17 protein-coding genes are annotated in these 18741 nt (G+C 72.3%); 14 read left to right on the top strand and 3 right to left on the bottom strand.

The genetic code is table 11. From position 1 onward, the window contains the following. Positions 1-66 precede the first annotated feature (66 nt). On the top strand, positions 67-978 hold the full coding sequence (locus ACI2LP_RS24775) for a DUF2510 domain-containing protein (protein WP_404726688.1): 912 nt from the start codon (positions 67-69) through the stop codon (positions 976-978). A gap of 25 nt (positions 979-1003) precedes the next feature. Here ACI2LP_RS24775 and ACI2LP_RS24770 read toward each other — a convergent pair whose 3' ends face one another. Continuing rightward, complete coding sequence (locus ACI2LP_RS24770; protein WP_404726687.1) at positions 1004-2206, bottom strand: amino acid deaminase/aldolase; 1203 nt, start codon at positions 2204-2206, stop codon at positions 1004-1006. Positions 2207-3397: 1191 nt separating this feature from the next. On the opposite strand from ACI2LP_RS24770, the gene ACI2LP_RS24765 reads away from it, so the two are divergent. Further along, positions 3398-4183 (top strand): hypothetical protein, encoded by a 786-nt coding sequence (locus ACI2LP_RS24765; RefSeq protein WP_404726742.1) that lies wholly within the window; start codon positions 3398-3400, stop codon positions 4181-4183. Further along, positions 4180-5346, top strand: a complete 1167-nt coding sequence (mycP, locus tag ACI2LP_RS24760; protein ID WP_404726686.1) for a type VII secretion-associated serine protease mycosin — start codon at positions 4180-4182, stop codon at positions 5344-5346. Before ACI2LP_RS24765 ends, mycP begins: the two co-directional genes overlap by 4 nt. Before the next feature lie 36 nt (positions 5347-5382). Here the strand turns inward: mycP and ACI2LP_RS24755 are convergent, their stop codons facing one another. Continuing rightward, entirely contained in the window at positions 5383-5970 is a 588-nt protein-coding gene (locus ACI2LP_RS24755) for a serine hydrolase (protein ID WP_404726685.1), read from the bottom strand. A 23-nt stretch (positions 5971-5993) separates the two neighbouring features. On the opposite strand from ACI2LP_RS24755, the gene ACI2LP_RS24750 reads away from it, so the two are divergent. Next, positions 5994-6725, top strand: coding sequence for an SseB family protein (locus ACI2LP_RS24750; RefSeq protein ID WP_404726684.1), 732 nt, complete (start codon positions 5994-5996; stop codon positions 6723-6725). 19 nt (positions 6726-6744) lie between these two features. On the opposite strand, the gene ACI2LP_RS24745 is transcribed toward ACI2LP_RS24750, so the two are convergent. Further along, entirely contained in the window at positions 6745-7107 is a 363-nt protein-coding gene (locus ACI2LP_RS24745; protein WP_360876178.1) for a DUF1844 domain-containing protein, read from the bottom strand. Positions 7108-7461: 354 nt separating this feature from the next. Here ACI2LP_RS24745 and infC point away from each other — a divergent pair, with 354 nt between their 5' ends. The 10 genes from infC to ACI2LP_RS24695 all read left to right on the top strand — a co-directional run bounded on the left by infC (position 7462) and on the right by ACI2LP_RS24695 (position 18738). Next, positions 7462-8133, top strand: coding sequence for a translation initiation factor IF-3 (gene infC, locus ACI2LP_RS24740; protein WP_404726683.1), 672 nt, complete (start codon positions 7462-7464; stop codon positions 8131-8133). A 119-nt stretch (positions 8134-8252) separates the two neighbouring features. Then, on the top strand, positions 8253-8447 hold the full coding sequence (gene rpmI, locus ACI2LP_RS24735) for a 50S ribosomal protein L35 (RefSeq protein ID WP_360876182.1): 195 nt from the start codon (positions 8253-8255) through the stop codon (positions 8445-8447). Positions 8448-8551: 104 nt separating this feature from the next. Then, positions 8552-8935 carry a 50S ribosomal protein L20 gene (gene rplT / locus ACI2LP_RS24730; RefSeq protein ID WP_018103794.1) on the top strand — a complete coding sequence of 128 codons (384 nt, stop codon included), beginning with the start codon at positions 8552-8554 and terminating at the stop codon, positions 8933-8935. Between the two features lie 409 nt (positions 8936-9344). Continuing rightward, on the top strand, positions 9345-10181 hold the full coding sequence (locus ACI2LP_RS24725) for a TrmH family RNA methyltransferase (protein WP_404726682.1): 837 nt from the start codon (positions 9345-9347) through the stop codon (positions 10179-10181). Positions 10182-10280: 99 nt separating this feature from the next. Further along, complete coding sequence (locus tag ACI2LP_RS24720) at positions 10281-11402, top strand: ATP-binding protein (RefSeq protein ID WP_404726681.1); 1122 nt, start codon at positions 10281-10283, stop codon at positions 11400-11402. A 114-nt stretch (positions 11403-11516) separates the two neighbouring features. Beyond that, positions 11517-12668, top strand: a complete 1152-nt coding sequence (pheS, locus tag ACI2LP_RS24715; RefSeq protein WP_404726680.1) for a phenylalanine--tRNA ligase subunit alpha — start codon at positions 11517-11519, stop codon at positions 12666-12668. After that, positions 12668-15181 carry a phenylalanine--tRNA ligase subunit beta gene (gene pheT / locus ACI2LP_RS24710; RefSeq protein ID WP_404726679.1) on the top strand — a complete coding sequence of 838 codons (2514 nt, stop codon included), beginning with the start codon at positions 12668-12670 and terminating at the stop codon, positions 15179-15181. The genes pheS and pheT overlap by 1 nt, the downstream gene beginning before the upstream one ends. Before the next feature lie 213 nt (positions 15182-15394). Further along, complete coding sequence (locus tag ACI2LP_RS24705; protein ID WP_404726678.1) at positions 15395-16522, top strand: PP2C family protein-serine/threonine phosphatase; 1128 nt, start codon at positions 15395-15397, stop codon at positions 16520-16522. Between the two features lie 293 nt (positions 16523-16815). Then, positions 16816-18156 carry a transcriptional regulator gene (locus tag ACI2LP_RS24700; protein ID WP_360876195.1) on the top strand — a complete coding sequence of 447 codons (1341 nt, stop codon included), beginning with the start codon at positions 16816-16818 and terminating at the stop codon, positions 18154-18156. 51 nt (positions 18157-18207) lie between these two features. Further along, a complete protein-coding gene (locus ACI2LP_RS24695) occupies positions 18208-18738 on the top strand; it encodes an NUDIX domain-containing protein (protein WP_360876197.1) in 531 nt (176 codons plus the stop codon). Positions 18739-18741: the final 3 nt, after the last annotated feature.

The raw sequence follows: 18741 nt of genomic DNA, 5'->3' as shown, positions 1-18741 counted from the left end.
GCAGCGTCGTTCGCGACCAGCTGGACTCGGTGTACCCGTCCTGAACGGGCCCCCTAAGGTGGCCGGATGAGCATGACGACACCGGCCGGCTGGTACCCGGACTCCAACATGCCCGGCACCGAACGCTGGTGGGACGGGACCGCCTGGACCGCGCACACCCGCCCGGTCCAGGCGCAGGTCCCGGCCGCCGGTTTCGGTCCGCCTGCCGCCGCGGTGAGCCGTAAGGGCAGCACCCTTGCCCTGGCCACCGTGGGTGTTGTCCTCGTCGCCGCGATCGCCACCGGTGCGGTGCTGCTCGGGAAGGACGACGAGGGCGCGAAGCCCAAGTCCGCGCCGAGCGTTTCCGATCCGGCCGCGAGCACGGCCGACCCGAAGAACAGCCAGGCCACGACTCCGCCCGCGACGGACGACTCCGCACTGCTCACCGACCAGCTCAACGGCATCTCCATGCCCGTCCCCAAGGGTTGGGAGAAGTCGGACAGTTCGCTCGACGAGGGCTCGACGATGGTCACGGAGGAGACCTACGACTGCCCGGCCGGCGGCTCGCCGCTCTGCCGTCGCGGCCGGGTGTCCTCCATCACCGCGACGCGGACGGACAAGACCTCGCCCGCGGCGCTGGCCAAGCAGGACATCGCGACGGCGGCGGACAAGGCGTACGAGGAGGACGTCGTCGGCAGCCGCATCTACGGCGGTATCAAGTCCCACACCGTGCTCGCCTCGCAGTCCGTCGCGGTCGCCGGGCGCGCGGGCTATCTGGTGCGCTGGCGGGTCGTCACCGGAGCGGGCCCCGGCGGGTACGTCCAGTCGCTGGCCTTCCCCTCGACGGTGGGTACGGAAGCAATGGTCATCGTCCGGTTCGCCTTCGACGCGAGCCCCGAGGCGCCTGGGCTCGCGGACATGGACAAGATCGCTGCGAGCATCCGCCCGATCGGCGATGCGACGAGCGGCGGCGTGGGCAGCAGCATCGGCCCGGGCTAACCCCTGTCCGGCCGATCCTGCCGGGCTAGAGGAAGGCGCGGCCCTCGCCCCGGTACGTCGGCGCGGTCCCCGTCACCCGGTCGCCCTCGATCAGGTGCAGCGTGTCGAAGCGCTCGCACATCTCCCCGGCCTTGGCGTGCCGGAACCACACCTTGTCGCCGATCAGCAGATCGTCGGCAGGCGCGCCGAGCAGCGGGGTCTGCACCTCGCCGGGTCCCTCCTGCGGGTCGTAGCGCAGCCCTTCCGGGAGATACGGCACGGGCAGCCGGTCCGCGCCCGCGGCGCCCGAAGCGGGATAGCCGCCGCCGAGCACCGTGACCACGCCGACGCCGGGCCTGCGCACCACGGGCTGGGCGAAGAGCGCGGCCGGACGCCCATTGAACGACGTGTAGTTGTCGAAAAGACGCGGCACATACAGCCCCGAACCGGCGGCGATCTCGGTCACCGCGTCCTCGGCCGCGGTGTGCTGGACGCTGCCGGTGCCGCCGCCGTTGACGAACTCCAGGTCCGGCGTCACCGCCCGTACCGCGCGCACCACGGCCGCCCGCCGGACGGCGAGCTCCTTGCGAGCGGTGGCCTGCATCAGCCGGATGACCTGCGACCGCAGCGGCCGCCCCACCAGGGCGTCGCCGACCCCCGCGACATGCCCCTCGTACGCCATGAGACCCACCAGCCGGAAACCGGGGCGGCGGGCGATCGAGCGGGCCAGCTCGGCGAGCTGCGCGGGCTCGCGCAGCGGGGAACGCAGCGCGCCGATCCGCACCCGCCCGCCGAGCAGCTTCAGGGAGGTGTCCAGCTCCAGACAGATCCGGATCTCCTCCTTGCCGCCCGCCCGCGAGCGGTCGATCAGCTCCAGCTGTGCCAGGTCGTCGACCATCACGGTCACGGCGGCGGCCAGCTTGGGGTCGGCGGCGAGCTCCGCGTACCCGGACCGGTCGGCGGACGGGTAGGCGAGCAGTATGTCGTCGAACCCGGCCCGCGCCAGCCACAGTGACTCGTCCAGCGTGAACGACATGATCCCGGCGAACCCGTCCCGCGCAAGGACCCGTTCCAGGAGCGCTCGGCAGCGTACGGACTTGCTCGCGACCCGGATGGGCTTCCCGCCGGCCCGGCGCACCAGATCGTCCGCGTTGGCGTCGAACGCGTCGAGATCCACGACGGCGAGTGGGGCGTCGAGATGGGCGGTGGCCCTGTCGTAGCGGGCCCGGTCAGCGGCACGGGGAGTCATGGCCCGAGCTTGCCAGACCGGATTACCGCAGGGTAAGAGGACGTTTTGGGCAGATCCACCCGGACCCCTGGTCTCGTTGCCGCGGGGTGCGTTTGAGCCCGTAGAGTGACCGGCACGCGGTGACGAACGGGCCTGCCCCGAGAGGCGATCCGTCGTTGTACGTGGACGAGAAACCAGGGGGGCGGGATGAGCACGGAGGCGCAGCGCCCTCCCGGCCGCCACGAGGACGAGACGCCGCCCGGTGCGTCCCGCATCACGGAGGCACTGGTTTCCCCGGAGCCCCCCAGGCCGCTCCGCACCTCGGGCATCGCGGACCTGCTCCCCCCGGACACACCTGCGCACACCTCCGAGCCCGCGCAGAAGCCCCGACCTGCGTCGCAGCCGTCGACCGGGCTTCCGCCCGCGCGCGCGGCGTCCACGTCTGCGGACGCCCGGCGGCCGGTGCGTGCGGACGGCCCGCCGACGGATCGGCGCGCGGAGCCGCCCAGCCCTGCGCCGCTGCAGCCTGGCGTACCACCCGCGCGCACCGCTTCCACGCCCGCGGACGCCCGGCGGCCGGAGGCTGACGGCCGCCCCGGGCGTGCGCCCTCCGCGCGTCCGGGACGCCCCGAGGGCTCCGGCGTGCCCCGTGCGTCGGCAGACGGCGCGGACGCAGCCGCCACCGCGCCGACGGCGGCGCCCCGTACCGCCGCCGAGCGCCCCGGCGCGCCCCCTGCTGCCCCACAACCCCCCGCCGGGCTTCCGCCGCGGCCGGACGTGCCGCCCGCGCGTGCCGTGTCCACGACGGCCGACGTCTGGGCCGGGCGGGCGGAGACCACGCCGCGCCCGGACCGCCCCGACGTTTCCGACGCGGAGCCGCCGTCCGGCGTACCGCCCCGGCCGGACGTGCCGCCCGCTCCCTCCGACGCAGGGCGACCGGCGACCGACCTTCCCGCAGCGGACGCAGCCGCCGCCGCGCCGGCCCCGCCCGCCGACGCCGCGGCCGTCGAGACCACCACCCGGCTGCGGCCCATTTCCGCGCCCCGCTCCACACCGCCCGGCCCGCGGCTGCCCGCAGGCATGCCGCCGCGGCCCGTCGCGCCGCCCGCGCGGCGCAGGGCCGTCGGGGCCGTCGACCTCACCCCCCGGCCCGGCGCGCTGCCCCCGCACCCCGGCGGGCACTCCTTCCCGCCGCCCGAGACCCCGGCCGAGATGACCACCCGCCTCCGTCCCGTCCGGACCCGGCACCCCCTGCGGACCATCGGCGCCGTCGCCTGCGTCGTACTCGGACTCGGGCTGATCGGCGGCGCGGCGACCGGCAGTTGGCTCACCGGTGACTCCAGCGCCGACCCTGCCGCCCCCACCGGGTACACCCACACCCGCGGCCTGTGGCACAGCGTCCCCGTCAACACGCTCTTCCCGCCCACCCTCAAGGGCGACGGCGCAGGCCCCGGCGGCGCCGACCGGGTCTGGACGCGGATCGCCGTCGCGCCCGACGACGGCTGCGCGCCGGCCCTCGACCCGCTGCTGCTCAAGTCGCTGCAGACGGTCGGCTGCACCCGAGTGCTGCGCGCCACATACACCGACGCCACCGCCAGCAACGTCACCACCGTCGGGATGATCTTCACCGAGGCCGACGCGGACGCCATGCGCGCGCTGAGCTCCCGCTTCACCTCGGAAGGGCTCGACGAGCGCACCGATCTGATGCCCCGCACCCTCCCGGCCGAGGGCACCGTCGCCGCCCGTTTCGGCGACCGGCAGCGCGCGAGCTGGACCGTGAGCGTGCTGACCGAGATGCCGGTCGTCGTCTACGCCGTCTCCGGCTTCGCCGACGGCCGCCCCGTCACCGACCCGCAGCCCGCCGGCGAGGCCAAGGCACAGGGCGCGACGTCCGCGCCCGCCCAGGCCGGCCTCGGCCATGAGGCCAAGGGCATCGCCGACCGTATCGAGGGCGGTCTGCGCAAGACCGTCAGCACGGCCACGGAGAAGCCCGAATGACCCGTCGCCACCGCCTCGCCGCCACCCTCGCGGCCGCCGTCCTCGCCGTCCTGCCGGCGACGCCCGCGCACGCCGACGCGATACGGGCCCAGCAGTGGGGGCTCGACGCCATGCGGACGGACCAGGCCTGGCGCACCACCAAGGGCCAGGGCATCACCGTCGCGGTCCTCGACACCGGCGTCGACGACAGCCACCCCGACCTGGCCGGCTCCGTACTGCCCGGCAAGGACTTCATCGGCTTCGGCGCTCAGCGCGGCGATCGCGCCTGGGCCCGCCACGGCACCGCCATGGCCGGCATCATCGCCGCCCACGGCCACGGCCCCGGCCGCGAGGACGGTGTCATCGGCATCGCGCCCGAGGCGAAGATCCTCCCCGTCCGGGTCATCCTCGAAGGCACCGACAAGGCCCGTGAGAAGGCCCGCAACTCCCGCGGCACCGCGCTCGCCCGGGGCATCCGCTGGGCCGCCGACCACGGCGCCGACGTCATCAACCTCTCCCTCGGCGACGACAGCGAGTCCGCGCACCCCGAGGCCGGCGAGGACGCCGCGGTCCAGTACGCACTCGCCAAGGGCGCCGTGGTCGTCGCATCGGCGGGCAACGGGGGCGAGAAGGGCGACCACATCTCCTACCCCGCCGCCTACCCCGGCGTGATCGCCGTGACCGCTGTCGACCGCTTCGGCACCCACGCCGCGTTCTCCACCCGCCGCTGGTACGCCACCGTCAGCGCCCCCGGCGTCGACATCGTCATCGCCGACCCGGACCGCAAGTACTACCAGGGCTGGGGCACCAGCGCCGCGTCCGCATTCGTCTCCGGCGCGGTCGCCCTGGTGCGCGCCGCGCACCCCGGTCTCACGCCCGCCCAGATCAAGAAGCTCCTCGCGGACACCGCCGACGACGGTCCCAAGAGCGGCCGCGACGACGCCAGGGGCTACGGCGAGGTCGATCCGGTCGCCGCCATCAAGGCGGGGGCGAAGCTGCGGCCCGCGGATCTGAAGGCCGCGTCCGCGGGCTACAGCAGGAAGTACTTCGGCCCCGGCCCCGACCCCGCGCAGCAGGACGCGGAACCGGCCGGCTGGCTCGCCGCGCTCGCGGGCGGCATCGGCGCGCTGGTGCTCGCAGGAGCGGTCGTGCTCTGGCGCGGCGGCCGGCCGGCCCGTCGCTGACCCGGCGGCCGGCCCGCCCGTCGCTGCCTCCCGGCGTCACGCCGACCCGACCGCCTCCCGCACCGCCGCCTCCACGCACGCGATGCCCGCCTCCTTCGTCGGATGCCCGTCGGACAGCACCGCGATCAGCCGGCCCCCGGCCCGCCCGACGGAGTGGACGACCCACAGCCCGGTCGCACGCATCGGCATCCACCCGTTCTTGAGCGCCCACTCGCCGCCCGCTGCCGACACACCCCAGTCCTGGCCCTCGGTCACCTGCCCCATCAGGGACCGCAGAAAGGCGTACGGGCCGCCGAACACGGCCCGCATCAGGGTGAGTTGATCCCGCGCGGTGGTCCGCGTGAGACCCCACGCCGACTCGGCCCTGGTCTGCGTGAGCCCGAGCCGCGCATGCGCCGCGTCCAGCCCCGGCGCGCCCCCGATCGCCGCCCACAGCTCCGTAGCCGCGTCGTTGTCGCTGCGTACGATCATGGCCCGCGCCAGCTCCCGCTGCCGTGCGCCCAGCGGACGTCCCTCACGCAGCAGCGCGGCCAGGATGGACACCTTCACGATGCTCGCCGCCGGGTAGGTGCGCTCCTCGCCGTACGACCCGTCGAGCGTGGCGACCGAGAGACAGGCACTCATAGCAGGGAGGTTAGGCTCAACGCGTGGCGCTCAAGAACATCCCTGACTCCGGTTTCTCCGACGACGACGGCACCGCCGACCCACGGCTGACGGCGGCCCTCGCCGCATGGTCCGAGGACCGGACGGCTCAGCGCCCCGTGCTCGAAGCGCTCAAGGACGCCCGGCTGCTGGTCCCCGTCGTCGCCGTCCTCGGCGAGGTCGAGGAGGACGAGAACGGCCTGCGCCGCGAGAAGACCAGCGACATGGCGGTCCCCACGCTCACCGCGGGCGATCGCCGTGCGCTGCCCGCCTTCACCTCGATCGCCTCGCTGGCCCGCTGGGATCCCGAGGCCCGCCCCGTCGCCGTGCCTCTCCACCAGGCGCTGCAGGCGGCCGCGCACGAGAAGGCCGACACGCTCGTCATCGACCTGGCGGGCCCCGTCCCGTACCAGCTGACCGGCCGTGCGCTGCTCGCGCTCGCGGAGGGCCGCACGAGCGCCGATCCGCTCGACGACCCGGCGGTCACGGCGGCGGTACGGAACGCGGTCGCCGCGGAGCCCGCGGTGCTCCGTGCCCACCTCGGACCCGGCGCCGCGGACGGCACCCTCGCCCTGGTCCTCACCCCGGACGCGGTCCCGGCACAGGCGGCCCGCCGCATTGCCGAGGCGCTGGCCGCCGACGACGTGCTGAGGGCCCGCCTGGTGCGGGGCCTCGACCTGGCGCTGCTGCCGGCCGAGGCCACCCCTCCGGGCGAGCCCCTGTTCGTACGCGGGTGAAAGGTCAGTCGTACACGTCTCAGCCGTAGACGGGACCCGTGTACTTCTCGCCAGGACCCTGGCCCGGCTCGTCCGGCACCAGCGACGCCTCGCGGAACGCCAGCTGCAGCGACTTCAGCCCGTCCCGCAGCGGCGCCGCGTGGAAGGAGCTGATCTCCGTCGCGCTCGCGTCCATCAGACCGGCCAGCGCATGGACCAGCTTGCGGGCCTCGTCCAGGTCCTTGTGCTCCGCGCCGTCCTCGGTCAGGCCGAGCTTCACGGCGGCCGCGCTCATCAGGTTCACCGCGACCGTGACGATGACCTCGACGGCGGGGACCTCCGCGATGTCGCGGGTCATGGCGTCGAAGTCGGGGGACTCATTGGGGGTGGTCGCGTCACTCATGCCGCACACGATATGCCCCGCCGGGCCCGGACCCGTCCGTGGCCTGAGTTAGCCCCTTCCGCCCGGAGCTGCTAACCTTGTGTAACGACCGGTCGGACACCTGTGTGCCCGACCCACAAGTGGAGGCTCCGATTCTCCCACCTGGCCACCCTCACGGGCGGCGGGTCACCGGTCAGGCGGCGCCCATCGTTCCGTACGGACGATGGAGGTCGCCCGATGTGCGCCCCGCGGTTGACCGCGGCGGTGCTCCGGTATTCGAGGAGCTGCCGCCTGTGTCCCGTCCGGGGCATTTTTCACGTTCCGGCGCGGTTGGTCTTACTAAACAGACGTTACGCGGCTGTCTGCCAGGCAGTCGTGTGGTGCTACCGAGGAGGATCCATCAGCGCCGAGCCCCGCATCAACGACCGGATTCGCGTTCCCGAAGTGCGACTTGTCGGTCCCAGCGGCGAGCAGGTCGGGATTGTTCCGCTTGCCAAGGCCCTCGAGCTTGCGCAGGAGTACGACCTCGACCTGGTCGAGGTCGCGGCGAACGCCCGGCCGCCCGTGTGCAAGCTCATGGACTACGGGAAGTTCAAGTACGAGTCGGCCATGAAGGCCCGTGAGGCGCGCAAGAACCAGGCGCACACGGTCATCAAGGAGATGAAGCTCCGGCCGAAGATCGACCCGCACGACTATGACACCAAGAAGGGTCACGTCGTACGGTTCCTCAAGCAGGGCGACAAGGTCAAGATCACGATCATGTTCCGTGGTCGTGAGCAGTCCCGCCCCGAGCTTGGCTTCCGCCTGCTGCAGCGGCTCGCTTCCGACGTCGAGGACCTCGGATTCATCGAGTCGAACCCGAAGCAGGACGGCCGGAACATGATCATGGTTCTTGGCCCGCACAAGAAGAAGACCGAGGCCATGGCCGAGGCGCGTGAGGCTCAGGCCGCCCGCAAGGCGGAGCGCCAGGGCTACGCGCACGAGGAGACCTCGGAAGAGGCTGCCCAGGCTCCGGCCGAGGAGCCTTCCGAGACCTCCGAGGCGTGACCGAAGGGCTGCCATCCAGGCGGCCCGGGTCCCGCCCGGAACCACAAACCAAGATCTGACGCTCCCGCTGGCCGGTGCCCGCACCGGGGGAGCGCCACTGACGAGGAGATAACGGCGCGATGCCGAAGAACAAGACGCACAGCGGTGCCAAGAAGCGCTTCAAGATCACCGGCTCCGGCAAGGTGCTCCGTGAGCGTGCCGGCAAGCGCCACCTGCTCGAGCACAAGCCGTCGAAGCTGACGCGTCGCCTCACCGGCAACGCCGAGATGGCCAAGGGTGACTCGAAGACCATCAAGAAGCTTCTCGGCAAGTGACGTCATCCGTCCCCGCTGACCCGGGGACGGGACGCCGAGACCGGGACCTAATCGTTTCCGGGCCGTGTGAGTCCAACCACGGCCCCGCTACAAGGAGTTAACAAGTGGCACGCGTCAAGCGGGCAGTCAACGCCCACAAGAAGCGCCGGGCGATCCTCGAGCAGGCCAGCGGCTACCGCGGTCAGCGGTCGCGCCTGTACCGCAAGGCCAAGGAGCAGGTCACCCACTCCCTGGTCTACAACTACAACGACCGCAAGAAGCGCAAGGGCGACTTCCGTCAGCTGTGGATCCAGCGCATCAACGCCGCTGCCCGCCAGAACGGCATGACGTACAACCGCCTCATCCAGGGTCTGAAGGCCGCCAACATCGAGGTGGACCGCAAGATCCTGGCCGAGCTCGCGGTCAACGACGCCAACGCGTTCGCCGCGCTCGTCGAGGTCGCGCAGAAGGCGCTGCCGAGCGACGTCAACGCCCCGAAGGCCGCGTAAGCGGCCTGACGGCCGCGTCCAGCCGGACCGCTCCAGGACCCGCAGGCCTCCGGCCTGCGGGTCCGGTCGTGTTGGGGGTCCCACGAACCCCCGTCGGTGCCGGGCCGTCCGGGGGCTGTTCGCGGACGGCCCGGCAGACCCGGTCAGCTCCCGGAGCACTGCGAATCCCCGTCAGGCTTCGCGGCCCTTCTGGCCGACAGGCCGGCGTCACGTGGTCTGCGGGCATCGCATGCCCGGTCCGCTGCCGAACCTCCGGCCGACAGGCCCTGGCCCCGGGCGGCGCAGTGCGCCGTTTCGGAGCATCCCGACCCCCGTCGGACCTCGAGCCCTTCACGGGCCCGGTGGGCGGGGGTACCCGCAGGTTCCTCCGGGCCGACCCCGGAACCCGAATCAGAGAGCCGCAGGCGACATGCGCACCCCCGAGCTGATCTCACCGCGATCCCCGCGCGTCACCGCCGCCCGGCGGCTTGCCAAGCGCGCCTTCCGGGGCAAGGAGCGCCTGTTCATCGCCGAGGGCCCGCAGGCCGTGCGTGAGGCGGTTGCCCACCGCGGCCCCGGCGGCGAGCCCACCCTGGTCGAGCTCTTCACCACCGTCGAGGCCGCCGAGCGGTACGCGGACATCGTCGACGCCGCTGACGACGCCGGCGCCCGGGTGCACCTTGCCTCCGACGCCGTGCTCGCCGAGATCTCCCAGACCGTCACCCCGCAGGGCCTCGTCGGCGTCTGCCGCTTCCTGGACTCCCCGTTCGAGGAGATCCTGGCGGCCAGGCCGAAGCTCGTCGCCGTACTCGCCCATGTACGCGACCCCGGGAACGCGGGGACGGTGCTGCGCTGCGCGGACGCCGCCGGTGCCGACGCCGTCGTCCTCACCGACGCCTCCGTCGACCTCTACAACCCCAAGTCCGTGCGCGCGTCGGTCGGTTCGCACTTCCATCTGCCCGTCGCCGTCGGGGTCCCCGTCGAACAGGCGGTGCAGGGGCTGCGGGACGCCGGGGTGCGCGTACTGGCCGCCGACGGCGCGGGCGACGACCTGGACGACGAGCTCGACGCGGGCACCATGGGCGGCCCCACGGCCTGGATCTTCGGCAACGAGGCCTGGGGGCTGCCGGAGGAGACCCGCGCGCTCGCGGACGCCGTCGTACGCGTGCCGATCCACGGAAAAGCCGAAAGTCTGAACCTCGCGACCGCAGCAGCCGTATGCCTCTATGCCTCGGCGCGTGCCCAGCGCGCAGGCAGTACTCACTGAGTGGGAGTACTCGCTCAGGGGGTCCGCTCGGTCACGTCCAGCTAGTAGTGTGACGGGCTTGGGGCCCACTGCGCCGGCGGAGAGGTGGGGTACGGGGATATGGCGGTCGGGACAAGCAGGCTCGCGGAGACACACGGGGCTTTGCTGTGCCACTCCGGCGGTCACGATGTCGTAGGGATCGACCCCGACGACCTGCCCGACGGCCTTGTCGTCGCCGACGAGAGCGGCCGGGTCATCTGCTTCAACAACGCGGCCGTACGGATCACCGCCGTGTCCAAGGGCGAAGCCCTCGGCCTGCCGCTCGAGCGCGTGCTGCCGCTGGAGGACCTCAAGGGCTGCCGCTGGTGGACCCTGACCGATCCGTACGGCGGGCTCGCCACCCGCGTCGGCCAGCCCGAGCGCAATCTCCTGCTGCCCGGCGGCCGCGAGGTCCTCGTCTCCGCCCGCTATGTGCGCGAGTACCCGACCGGGCCGATACGCAGGCTCGTCATCAGCCTGCGCGGCACCGAGGCCAGGCGCCGCACCGAACGCAGCCATGCCGAGCTGATCGCCACCGTCGCCCATGAGCTGCGCTCACCGCTCACCTCCGTGAAGGGCTTCACGGCGACGCTGCTCGCCAAGTGGGAACGGTTCACCGACGACCAGAAGCGGCTGATGCTGGAGACCGTCGACGCCGACGCCAACCGCGTCACCCGGCTCATCGCCGAACTGCTCGACATCTCCCGTATCGACTCCGGACGGCTCGAAGTGCGCCGCCAGCCCATCAACATCGCGGCCGCCGTCGGACGCCACATCCAGGCGCACATAGCCAGCGGCCAGAGCCCCGACCGCTTCTTCGTACGCATCCAGCGCCGGCTGCCCGATCTGTGGGCCGACCCGGACAAGATCGACCAGGTACTCGGCAATCTGCTGGAAAATGCGGTGCGCCACGGTGCCGGAACCGTCACCATCGAGGTGGCGCCGGCATCGGCAAAGGACGACGAGAAGGGTACGGCCGTCACCGTGAGCGACGAAGGCCCCGGTATTCCCGAGGAATCGATGGGCCGCGTCTTCACCCGCTTCTGGCGGGGGAGCAAGCGCGGTGGCACAGGCCTGGGGCTCTACATCGTCAAGGGCATCGTCGAGGCGCACGGCGGGACGATCACCGTCGGCCGCGGACCCGGCGGTGGCGCCGAGTTCCGATTTATTCTGCCCGTGGGCGCCCCGGCCTACCTGGCCTAGCCGCCCGCGGGCTCATTCGCCTCTCCACACCCCGTTAGACTCGTCCTTTGGCACCTTTGCGTCCTCGGTCGACGAGCGGGGGCCCCAGCCAGCCCATCGGAAGTACGGGAAGAGATGTCCGCACCCAATAAGTCGTACGACCCTGTTGAGGTCGAGGCACTGAAACCGGCAGAGATCGAGCGCATGCGGGACGAGGCGCTCGCCGCCTTCGCCGCCGCGGGCGACCTCGAAGCGCTCGCCCACGCCAAGGTCGCCCACACCGGAGGCACCTCGCCGCTCTCGCTCGCCAACCGGGAGATCGGCGCCCTGCCCCCGCAGGCCAAGGCCGAGGCCGGAAAGCGCGTGGGCCAGGCCCGCGGCGTGGTGAGCAAGGCGCTGGCCGCCCGCCAGACCGAGCTCGAGGCCGAGCGCGACGCCCGGGTGCTCGTCGAGGAGGCCGTGGACGTCACGCTGCCCCACGACCGGGTCCCGGCCGGCGCCCGCCACCCGCTGACCACGCTCTCCGAGCGCATCGAGGACGTCTTCACGGCCATGGGCTACGAGGTGGCCGAAGGCCCCGAGGTCGAGACCGAATGGCTGAACTTCGACGCGCTGAACATCGCCGCGGACCACCCCGCCCGCGGCGAGCACGACACCTTCTTCGTCGAGGGCACGGATGGTGGTGGGGGCACCACCCAGGCCGAAGGCTCTGGGGGAAGTTCCGGCGTCGTGCTGCGCACGCACACATCGCCCGTGCAGATCCGCTCGATGCTCGACCGTGAGCCGCCGGTGTATGTCATCTGCCCCGGCCGCGTGTACCGCACCGACGATCTGGACGCCACGCACACCCCGGTCTTCCACCAGGTCGAGCTGCTCGCCGTGGACGAGGGCCTGACCATGGCTGACCTCAAGGGCACCCTGGACCACATGGTCCAGGCGCTCTTCGGCGCGGGCATGAAGACCCGGCTGCGGCCGAACTTCTTCCCCTTCACCGAGCCGTCCGCCGAAATGGACATGGTCTGCTACGTCTGCCGCGGCGAGTCCGTCGGCAACCCGGACCGGCCCTGCCGCACCTGCTCCAGCGAGGGCTGGATCGAGCTCGGCGGCTGCGGCATGGTCAACCCGAAGGTGCTTGTCGCCTGCGGTGTCGACCCTGAGAAGTACAGCGGATTCGCCTTCGGGTTCGGCATCGAGCGGATGCTGATGTTCCGCCACAACGTAGAAGACATGCGAGACATGGTCGAGGGTGACGTCCGGTTCACCCGGCCGTTCGGGATGGAGATCTGATGCGGGTCCCGCTTTCATGGCTGCGGGAGTACGTCGACCTGCCGGCCACGGAGACCGGCCGCGACGTACAGACCAAGCTCATCGCGGCAGGTCTCGAGGTCGAGACGGTCGAGCAGCTCGGCGCCGGGCTCAAGGGCCCCCTCGTCGTCGGCAAGGTGCTGACCATCGAGGAGCTGACGGAGTTCAAGAAGCCCATCCGCTTCTGCACCGTCGACGTCGGCATGGCCAACGGAACCGGCGAGCCGCAGGAGATCGTCTGCGGCGCGCGCAACTTCTCCGTCGGCGACAAGGTCGTCGTGGTCCTGCCGGGCGCCGTGCTGCCGGGTGACTTCGCGATCGCCGCGCGCAAGACCTACGGCAGGACCTCGCACGGCATGATCTGCTCCGGCGACGAGCTCGGCATGGGCGACGACGGCAGCGGCGGCATCATCGTGCTGCCGCCCGAGGTCGAGGTCGGCTCCGACGCCATCGAGCTGCTCGAACTGGTCGACGAGGTCCTCGACATCGCGGTCACGCCGGACCGCGGCTACTGCCTGTCGATGCGCGGTGTCGCCCGTGAGACCGCCATCGCGTACGGGCTGCCGCTGCGCGACCCGGCGCTGCTCGACGTGCCCGCGCCGAACGCCTTCGGCTACCCGGTGCAGGTCGACGACCCGGTCGGCTGCGACCGCTTCACCGCGCGCACCGTCGTCGGGCTCGACCCGGAGGCGCGCTCCCCGATCTGGCTGCAGCGCCGCCTGCAGAAGGCGGGCATGCGCCCGATCTCGCTCGCCGTGGACATCACCAACTACGTGATGCTGGAGCTCGGTCAGCCGCTGCACGCATACGACCGCTCGCGCGTCGACGGCCCGATCGGCGTCCGCCGCGCCGAGCAGGGCGAGAAGTTCACCACGCTCGACGGGGCCAAGCGCGTCCTGGACGCCGAGGACCTGGTCATCACCGACAACCGCGGGCCGATCGGCCTCGCGGGCGTGATGGGCGGCGCCAACACCGAGATCGCGGACCACGACGACACCGCCGGTGCCACCACCGAGGTGGTCATTGAGGCCGCGCACTTCGACGCGGTCTCGATCGCGCGCACCGCGCGCCGCCACAAGCTCGCCTCCGAGGCGTCCAAGCGCTTCGAGCGCGGCGTCGACCCGCAGGCCGCGGCTGCCGCCGCACAGCGGACCGTCGACCTGCTGGTGCTGCTCGCGGGCGGCACCGCGGAGGCCGGGGTCACCGAGATCGTCGCGCCGTCCGCGCCGCGTACGGTCTCGATGCCCGCCGACCACCCCGACCGCGTCGCGGGTGTCGACTACGGCCGCGAGACCGTCGTACGCCGCCTCCAGGAGGTCGGCTGCGATGTGTACGGGCAGGACGAGCTGGTCGTCACCGTCCCGTCCTGGCGTCCCGACCTCGCCGCGCCGAACGACCTCGCCGAAGAGGTCATCCGGCTGGAGGGGTACGAGAACCTGCCCTCCACGCTGCCCAGGCCGCCGGCCGGCCGCGGGCTCACCGACCGCCAGCGGCTGCACCGCCGCGTCGGCCGCGCGCTCGCCGGAGCGGGCTTCGTCGAGGCGCCGAACTACCCGTTCGTCAGTGAGGCCGTGTTCGACCGGCTCGGGCTGGACGCCGGTGACCCGCGACGCACCGTCGTCAAGCTGGTCAACCCGCTCTCCGACGAGGAGCCGGCGCTGCGCACCACGCTGCTGCCCGGTCTGCTCGCCGCGCTGCGCCGCAACGACGGCCGTGGCTCGCACGATCTGGCCCTGTTCGAGACGGGTCTGGTCTTCCGGCCGACCGGCGAGGAGACGGTCCCGGGCGAGCTGCCCGTCGACCGCCGTCCCACCGATGAGGAGATCGCCGCGCTGAACGCGGCGCTGCCGCACCAGCCGCGCCGGGTCGCCACCGTCCTGGCGGGCGCGCGCGAGCAGGCCGGCTGGTGGGGCAAGGGCCGCCCGGCCGACTGGGCCGATGCGGTCGAGTCCGCCCGTACGGTCGCCCGCGAGGCCGGCGTCGAACTCACCGTCCGCTCCGACCAGCACGCCCCGTGGCACCCGGGCCGCTGCGCCGCGCTGTACGCCACCGTGGACGGCGAGGAGACCCTCGTCGGCCACGCCGGCGAACTGCACCCGCGCGTCATCAAGGCGCTCGGACTGCCGGAGCGCACCTGCGCCATGGAGGTCGAGCTCGACCTTCTGGAGCGGGCCGGCGAGGGCGTCCTCCAGGCGCCGCGGATCTCCACCTTCCCGGTGGCGACCCAGGACGTCGCGCTGGTCGTCCCCCAGAACGTGCCGACCGCCGAGGTCGAGCAGGTGCTGAGGGAGGGCGCGGGTGAACTGCTCGAGTCCATCAGGCTGTTCGACGTCTTCACCGGTGAGCAGATCGGCGAGGGCAAGAAGTCGCTGGCGTACGCCCTGCGGTTCCGCGCCGGCGACCGGACGCTGACGGTCGAGGAGGCATCGGCCGCCCGGGACGCCGCCGTTGCGCTCGCGGCCGAGCGCACCGGGGCGGTGCTGCGCGGCGCCTGACCGCCTCCGACCTGCATCACGCCTGCTGAGGGGGCGCACCCGGACCACCGGGTGCGCCCCTTTTTGCGCTGGTGGGAGGGGAGGGACCCCAGCTCACTCATTTGGGTGAGAACGTGGGGCGTTGTTCCCGCCGGGCGCCGGGCGGTCGACAGAATCGACCCGATCGTAGGGGCGGGCTGCGCGCCGGACAGGGCCTATGAGGGGACCATCCGCATGATCCGTATCTGGTCTGGGGGAGCCTTTCCGGCCTTGCGACGGGCGAGGGCAGCGCGCGTCGGCGATTCACACATCCGGCGACTGCTTCCCTTGATGCTTCCGACCGCCTGGGGCGTCGCCGCCGTCACTTGGAAGATCGCCTGCCCGCAGGAACAGCCGGAGAGTCTGGGCGAGCGGATCGTCACCGGCGTCGTCTTCTTCACCGTCGGCGCCGGGCTTGTGCTCGGGATCAGGCGGGAGCTGAGCCGCGAGCTCAAACGGGTCCGCGAAATCGCCCATGCCGCACAACGGGTGCTGCTGCGGCCGCTGCCGCCGCGGCTGGACGGGCTGGCTCTTGCCGCGGGCCAGCTCTCGGTCAGCCGCGGTGCCGTGGTCGGCGGTGATCTGTACGAGGCGGTGGCGACGCCGTACGGCGTGCGCATCGTCATCGGGGATGTCCGCGGCCATGGCCTGCCTGCGATCGGGGCGGTCGCCGCGGTTCTCGGCAGTTTCCGGGAGGCCGCCTACGACGAGCCCGAACTCGGTGGCGTACTACGGCGGTTGGACCGGGCGATCGAGCGGCATCTGCGGGAGCGGGCCCGGGACGAGCATCCGGCGGCTTGCGGGGGAGAGCCGCAGAGCCCGTCGGCGGAGGAGTTCGTCACCGTACTGCTGCTGGAGATCGGGGCCGACGGCGGTGTGGCGGCGATCAATTGCGGCCACCCCTGCCCGTATCACCTGCGCTGTCGTGGCGTGGCCCCGCTCGCCTGCGGTGAACCGCTGCCGCCACTCGGCCTGTTTCCGCTCCCCGCCGAGCTGCCGGTGCACCGGTGTGCGCGGGTGCTGCCCGGTGAGGGGCTGTTTCTGCACACGGACGGGGCGGCGGACGCCCGTGACGCGTCGGGGAAGTTCTTCGGTCTGGAAGCCGTGCTCGCCGAGGCCGTGCTGGCTAAGAACGCACTCGGCTCGCCGGTCTCGCCCGCCGCCGTCATCACCTCCGTTCACTCGCAGTTGCTGCGGCACACCGGCGGGCGGCTCGCCGACGATGTGGCGCTGCTCGTGCTGCGCAACGACCGGTCCCGGGTGCCGACGCAGTGCGGTGACACCGCCCTGCGCCGAACCCGGCGCGAACCCTCCAATCGGTAGCCACCTGCAGCCATGTGCAGCGACCGGCAACCAAGGGATTGCCGTGCGGCCGGCGCCGCCCGCCCTGCCGCGGAGTGTCGGGCAGATCAGCAGGGCAGACGACGCGATCGAGGGCCGCCGCACTGTACGAGGGGGAGCCGGCGGCCCGGCCGCCTCCTTGAGAGGCATTTCAGTCAACCGGCGCACGTGGTACGGCGGCAGAGCGCGCGGGGCACAGATCGGGGCACTCCATTCACACCCCGTGCGAATCGCCCTCCACTAGGCTGAGCCCACCGAGCCACCGGAGGGGCCCCATGCAGCCCAACACCCTGCTCGACGCCCTGCTCGACGAGGCGGGCATCTCCAACGCGGGCCTCGCCGCCCGCGTCAACCAGGCGGGCCGGGCAAGAGGCCTGTCACTGCGGTACGAACACACGGCCGTGGCACGGTGGTTGAAGGGTCAGCGGCCCCGCGGTCAGGTGCCCGACCTGATCTGCGAGGTGCTCGCGGGCCGGCTGCGCCGGGCCATAACGCTCGGCGACATCGGCCTGGGAGTGGCCGGGGACGCGGGTACGCCGCCCGGCTCGCCGCTCTGCGGTTTCGTGGAGCGCGCCACCGCACTGTGGCGCTCCGACGAGCAGCAGCGCCCGCACATCATCGAGGCGCCCGCGGTCACCGGAACGCCCGCCGTCATGCCCGTGTGGGAGTGGGAAAACCCTCCGGAGGACTGCGACGTCTCCCGCTCCGGCCAGACGCGCGTCAGCATGGCGGACATCAAGATGCTGCGCGCCGCCCGGGCGCACTACGAGCTCATGTACCGCAAGGCGGGCGGCATCGCCACCCGCGCCCGCATCGTCGGCTTCCTCAACGCCGAGACCGCGCCGCTGCTGCGTGGCGGGTACAGCGATGCCCTCGGCCGTCAACTGCACCGTGCGACGGGCGGTCTGGTGGCGGTCGCCGGTATCTGTGCGTACGACTCCAATGCGCACGGCCTCGCCCAGCGCTACTTCCATCAGGCACTGCGGCTCGCAAAGGCCAGCGGGGACCGGGGACTTGGGGCGTACGTCATCGCGCTGCTGGTCAACCAGTCGCTGTTCATGGCCGAGCACCGGCAGGCGGTGGCCTTCGCGGAGGCGGCGCTGCGGGCCGCCGGGCATCAGATCACCCCGGCGCTGGCCGCCGATCTGTACGCGATGCAGGCGAAGGCGTACGCGCATCTCGGCGACGGCGGCAGTGCGCTCCGGTGCATCCGCCGTGCGGAACTGGAGGCGGAGCGGATCCTTCCGGGGGCCGAGCCGGACGAGACCGGCTACGTCCAGCCGGGCCTGGTGAACGTCCAGGTCGCCGAGGCCCTGCTCAGCCTCGGTGATCTCCCCGCGGCGCGCGAGCACGCCGCGGCGGCCGTGGACACTCCCGCGCACGACCGCGGCCGGGTCCACCGGCTCGCCATGCTCAGCCAGATCGAGCTGCGCCAGGGCGAGGTGGACCGGGCGGCGCACACCGCGGCGGAGATGGTGGAGCGGGCGAGGGGGATGGAGTCGCAGCGCCTGAGGGACCGGCTGCGCGCGGTGCGCAAGCATCTCGTGGCGAGCGGATGCACCAATGCGGACGAGGCGGCCGAACTCATCGACGGGGCACTGCGCGTTCCCCTCTGACCGCGCTCCTGCTGCGATATTGCCATCTACTTGTCGGAAGGTGGCAGAAAAGTGCAGTGGACGAACTTAAGCGAACAAACTGTGTATGAAAACCGCTGGTTCAGGGTCAACCTGGCCGACGTCGTGCTCCCTGACGGCCGGCACCTGGACCACTTCCTCATCCGGCTCCGTCCGGTCGCCGTGGCAACCGCGGTGAACCGGGCCAACGAGGTGCTGATGCTCTGGCGGCACCGCTTCATCACCAACAGCTGGGGCTGGGAGCTCGCCGCGGGAGTCGTCGAGGACGGCGAGGACATCGAGGCCGCGGCCGCCCGCGAGATGGAGGAGGAGACGGGCTGGCGCCCGGGTCCCCTCCAGCACCTCATGACCGTCGAGCCGTCCAACGGCCTCACCGACGCCCGGCACCACCTCTACTGGGCCGAGGACGCGACGTACATCGGTCACCCCGAGGACGACTTCGAGTCCTCACGCCGCGAGTGGATTCCGCTGAAGCTGGTCCCCGACATGGTCGCCCGCGGCGAGGTCCCGGCCGCCAACATGGCGGCCGGGCTGCTGATGCTCCACCATCTGCGGCTGGGCTGACGA

The sequence above is a fragment of the Streptomyces sp. NPDC019890 genome (assembly GCF_044903445.1).
Lineage (GTDB): Bacteria > Actinomycetota > Actinomycetes > Streptomycetales > Streptomycetaceae > Streptomyces.
Note: the sequence above shows the minus strand (reverse complement) of the source record. Positions and strands in the feature narration are given on the sequence as shown.

Coding starts and splice junctions, on each gene's coding strand:
- ACI2LP_RS24720 (WP_404726681.1), top strand. CDS start 10,281: ATGGCGGTCGGGACAAGCAGGCTCGCGGAGACACACGGGGCTTTGCTG.
- ACI2LP_RS24770 (WP_404726687.1), bottom strand. CDS start 2,206: ATGACTCCCCGTGCCGCTGACCGGGCCCGCTACGACAGGGCCACCGCC.
- pheS (WP_404726680.1), top strand. CDS start 11,517: ATGTCCGCACCCAATAAGTCGTACGACCCTGTTGAGGTCGAGGCACTG.
- ACI2LP_RS24775 (WP_404726688.1), top strand. CDS start 67: ATGAGCATGACGACACCGGCCGGCTGGTACCCGGACTCCAACATGCCC.
- rpmI (WP_360876182.1), top strand. CDS start 8,253: ATGCCGAAGAACAAGACGCACAGCGGTGCCAAGAAGCGCTTCAAGATC.
- pheT (WP_404726679.1), top strand. CDS start 12,668: ATGCGGGTCCCGCTTTCATGGCTGCGGGAGTACGTCGACCTGCCGGCC.
- ACI2LP_RS24755 (WP_404726685.1), bottom strand. CDS start 5,970: ATGAGTGCCTGTCTCTCGGTCGCCACGCTCGACGGGTCGTACGGCGAG.
- ACI2LP_RS24725 (WP_404726682.1), top strand. CDS start 9,345: ATGCGCACCCCCGAGCTGATCTCACCGCGATCCCCGCGCGTCACCGCC.
- ACI2LP_RS24745 (WP_360876178.1), bottom strand. CDS start 7,107: ATGAGTGACGCGACCACCCCCAATGAGTCCCCCGACTTCGACGCCATG.
- ACI2LP_RS24700 (WP_360876195.1), top strand. CDS start 16,816: ATGCAGCCCAACACCCTGCTCGACGCCCTGCTCGACGAGGCGGGCATC.
- mycP (WP_404726686.1), top strand. CDS start 4,180: ATGACCCGTCGCCACCGCCTCGCCGCCACCCTCGCGGCCGCCGTCCTC.
- ACI2LP_RS24705 (WP_404726678.1), top strand. CDS start 15,395: ATGATCCGTATCTGGTCTGGGGGAGCCTTTCCGGCCTTGCGACGGGCG.
- ACI2LP_RS24765 (WP_404726742.1), top strand. CDS start 3,398: ATGACCACCCGCCTCCGTCCCGTCCGGACCCGGCACCCCCTGCGGACC.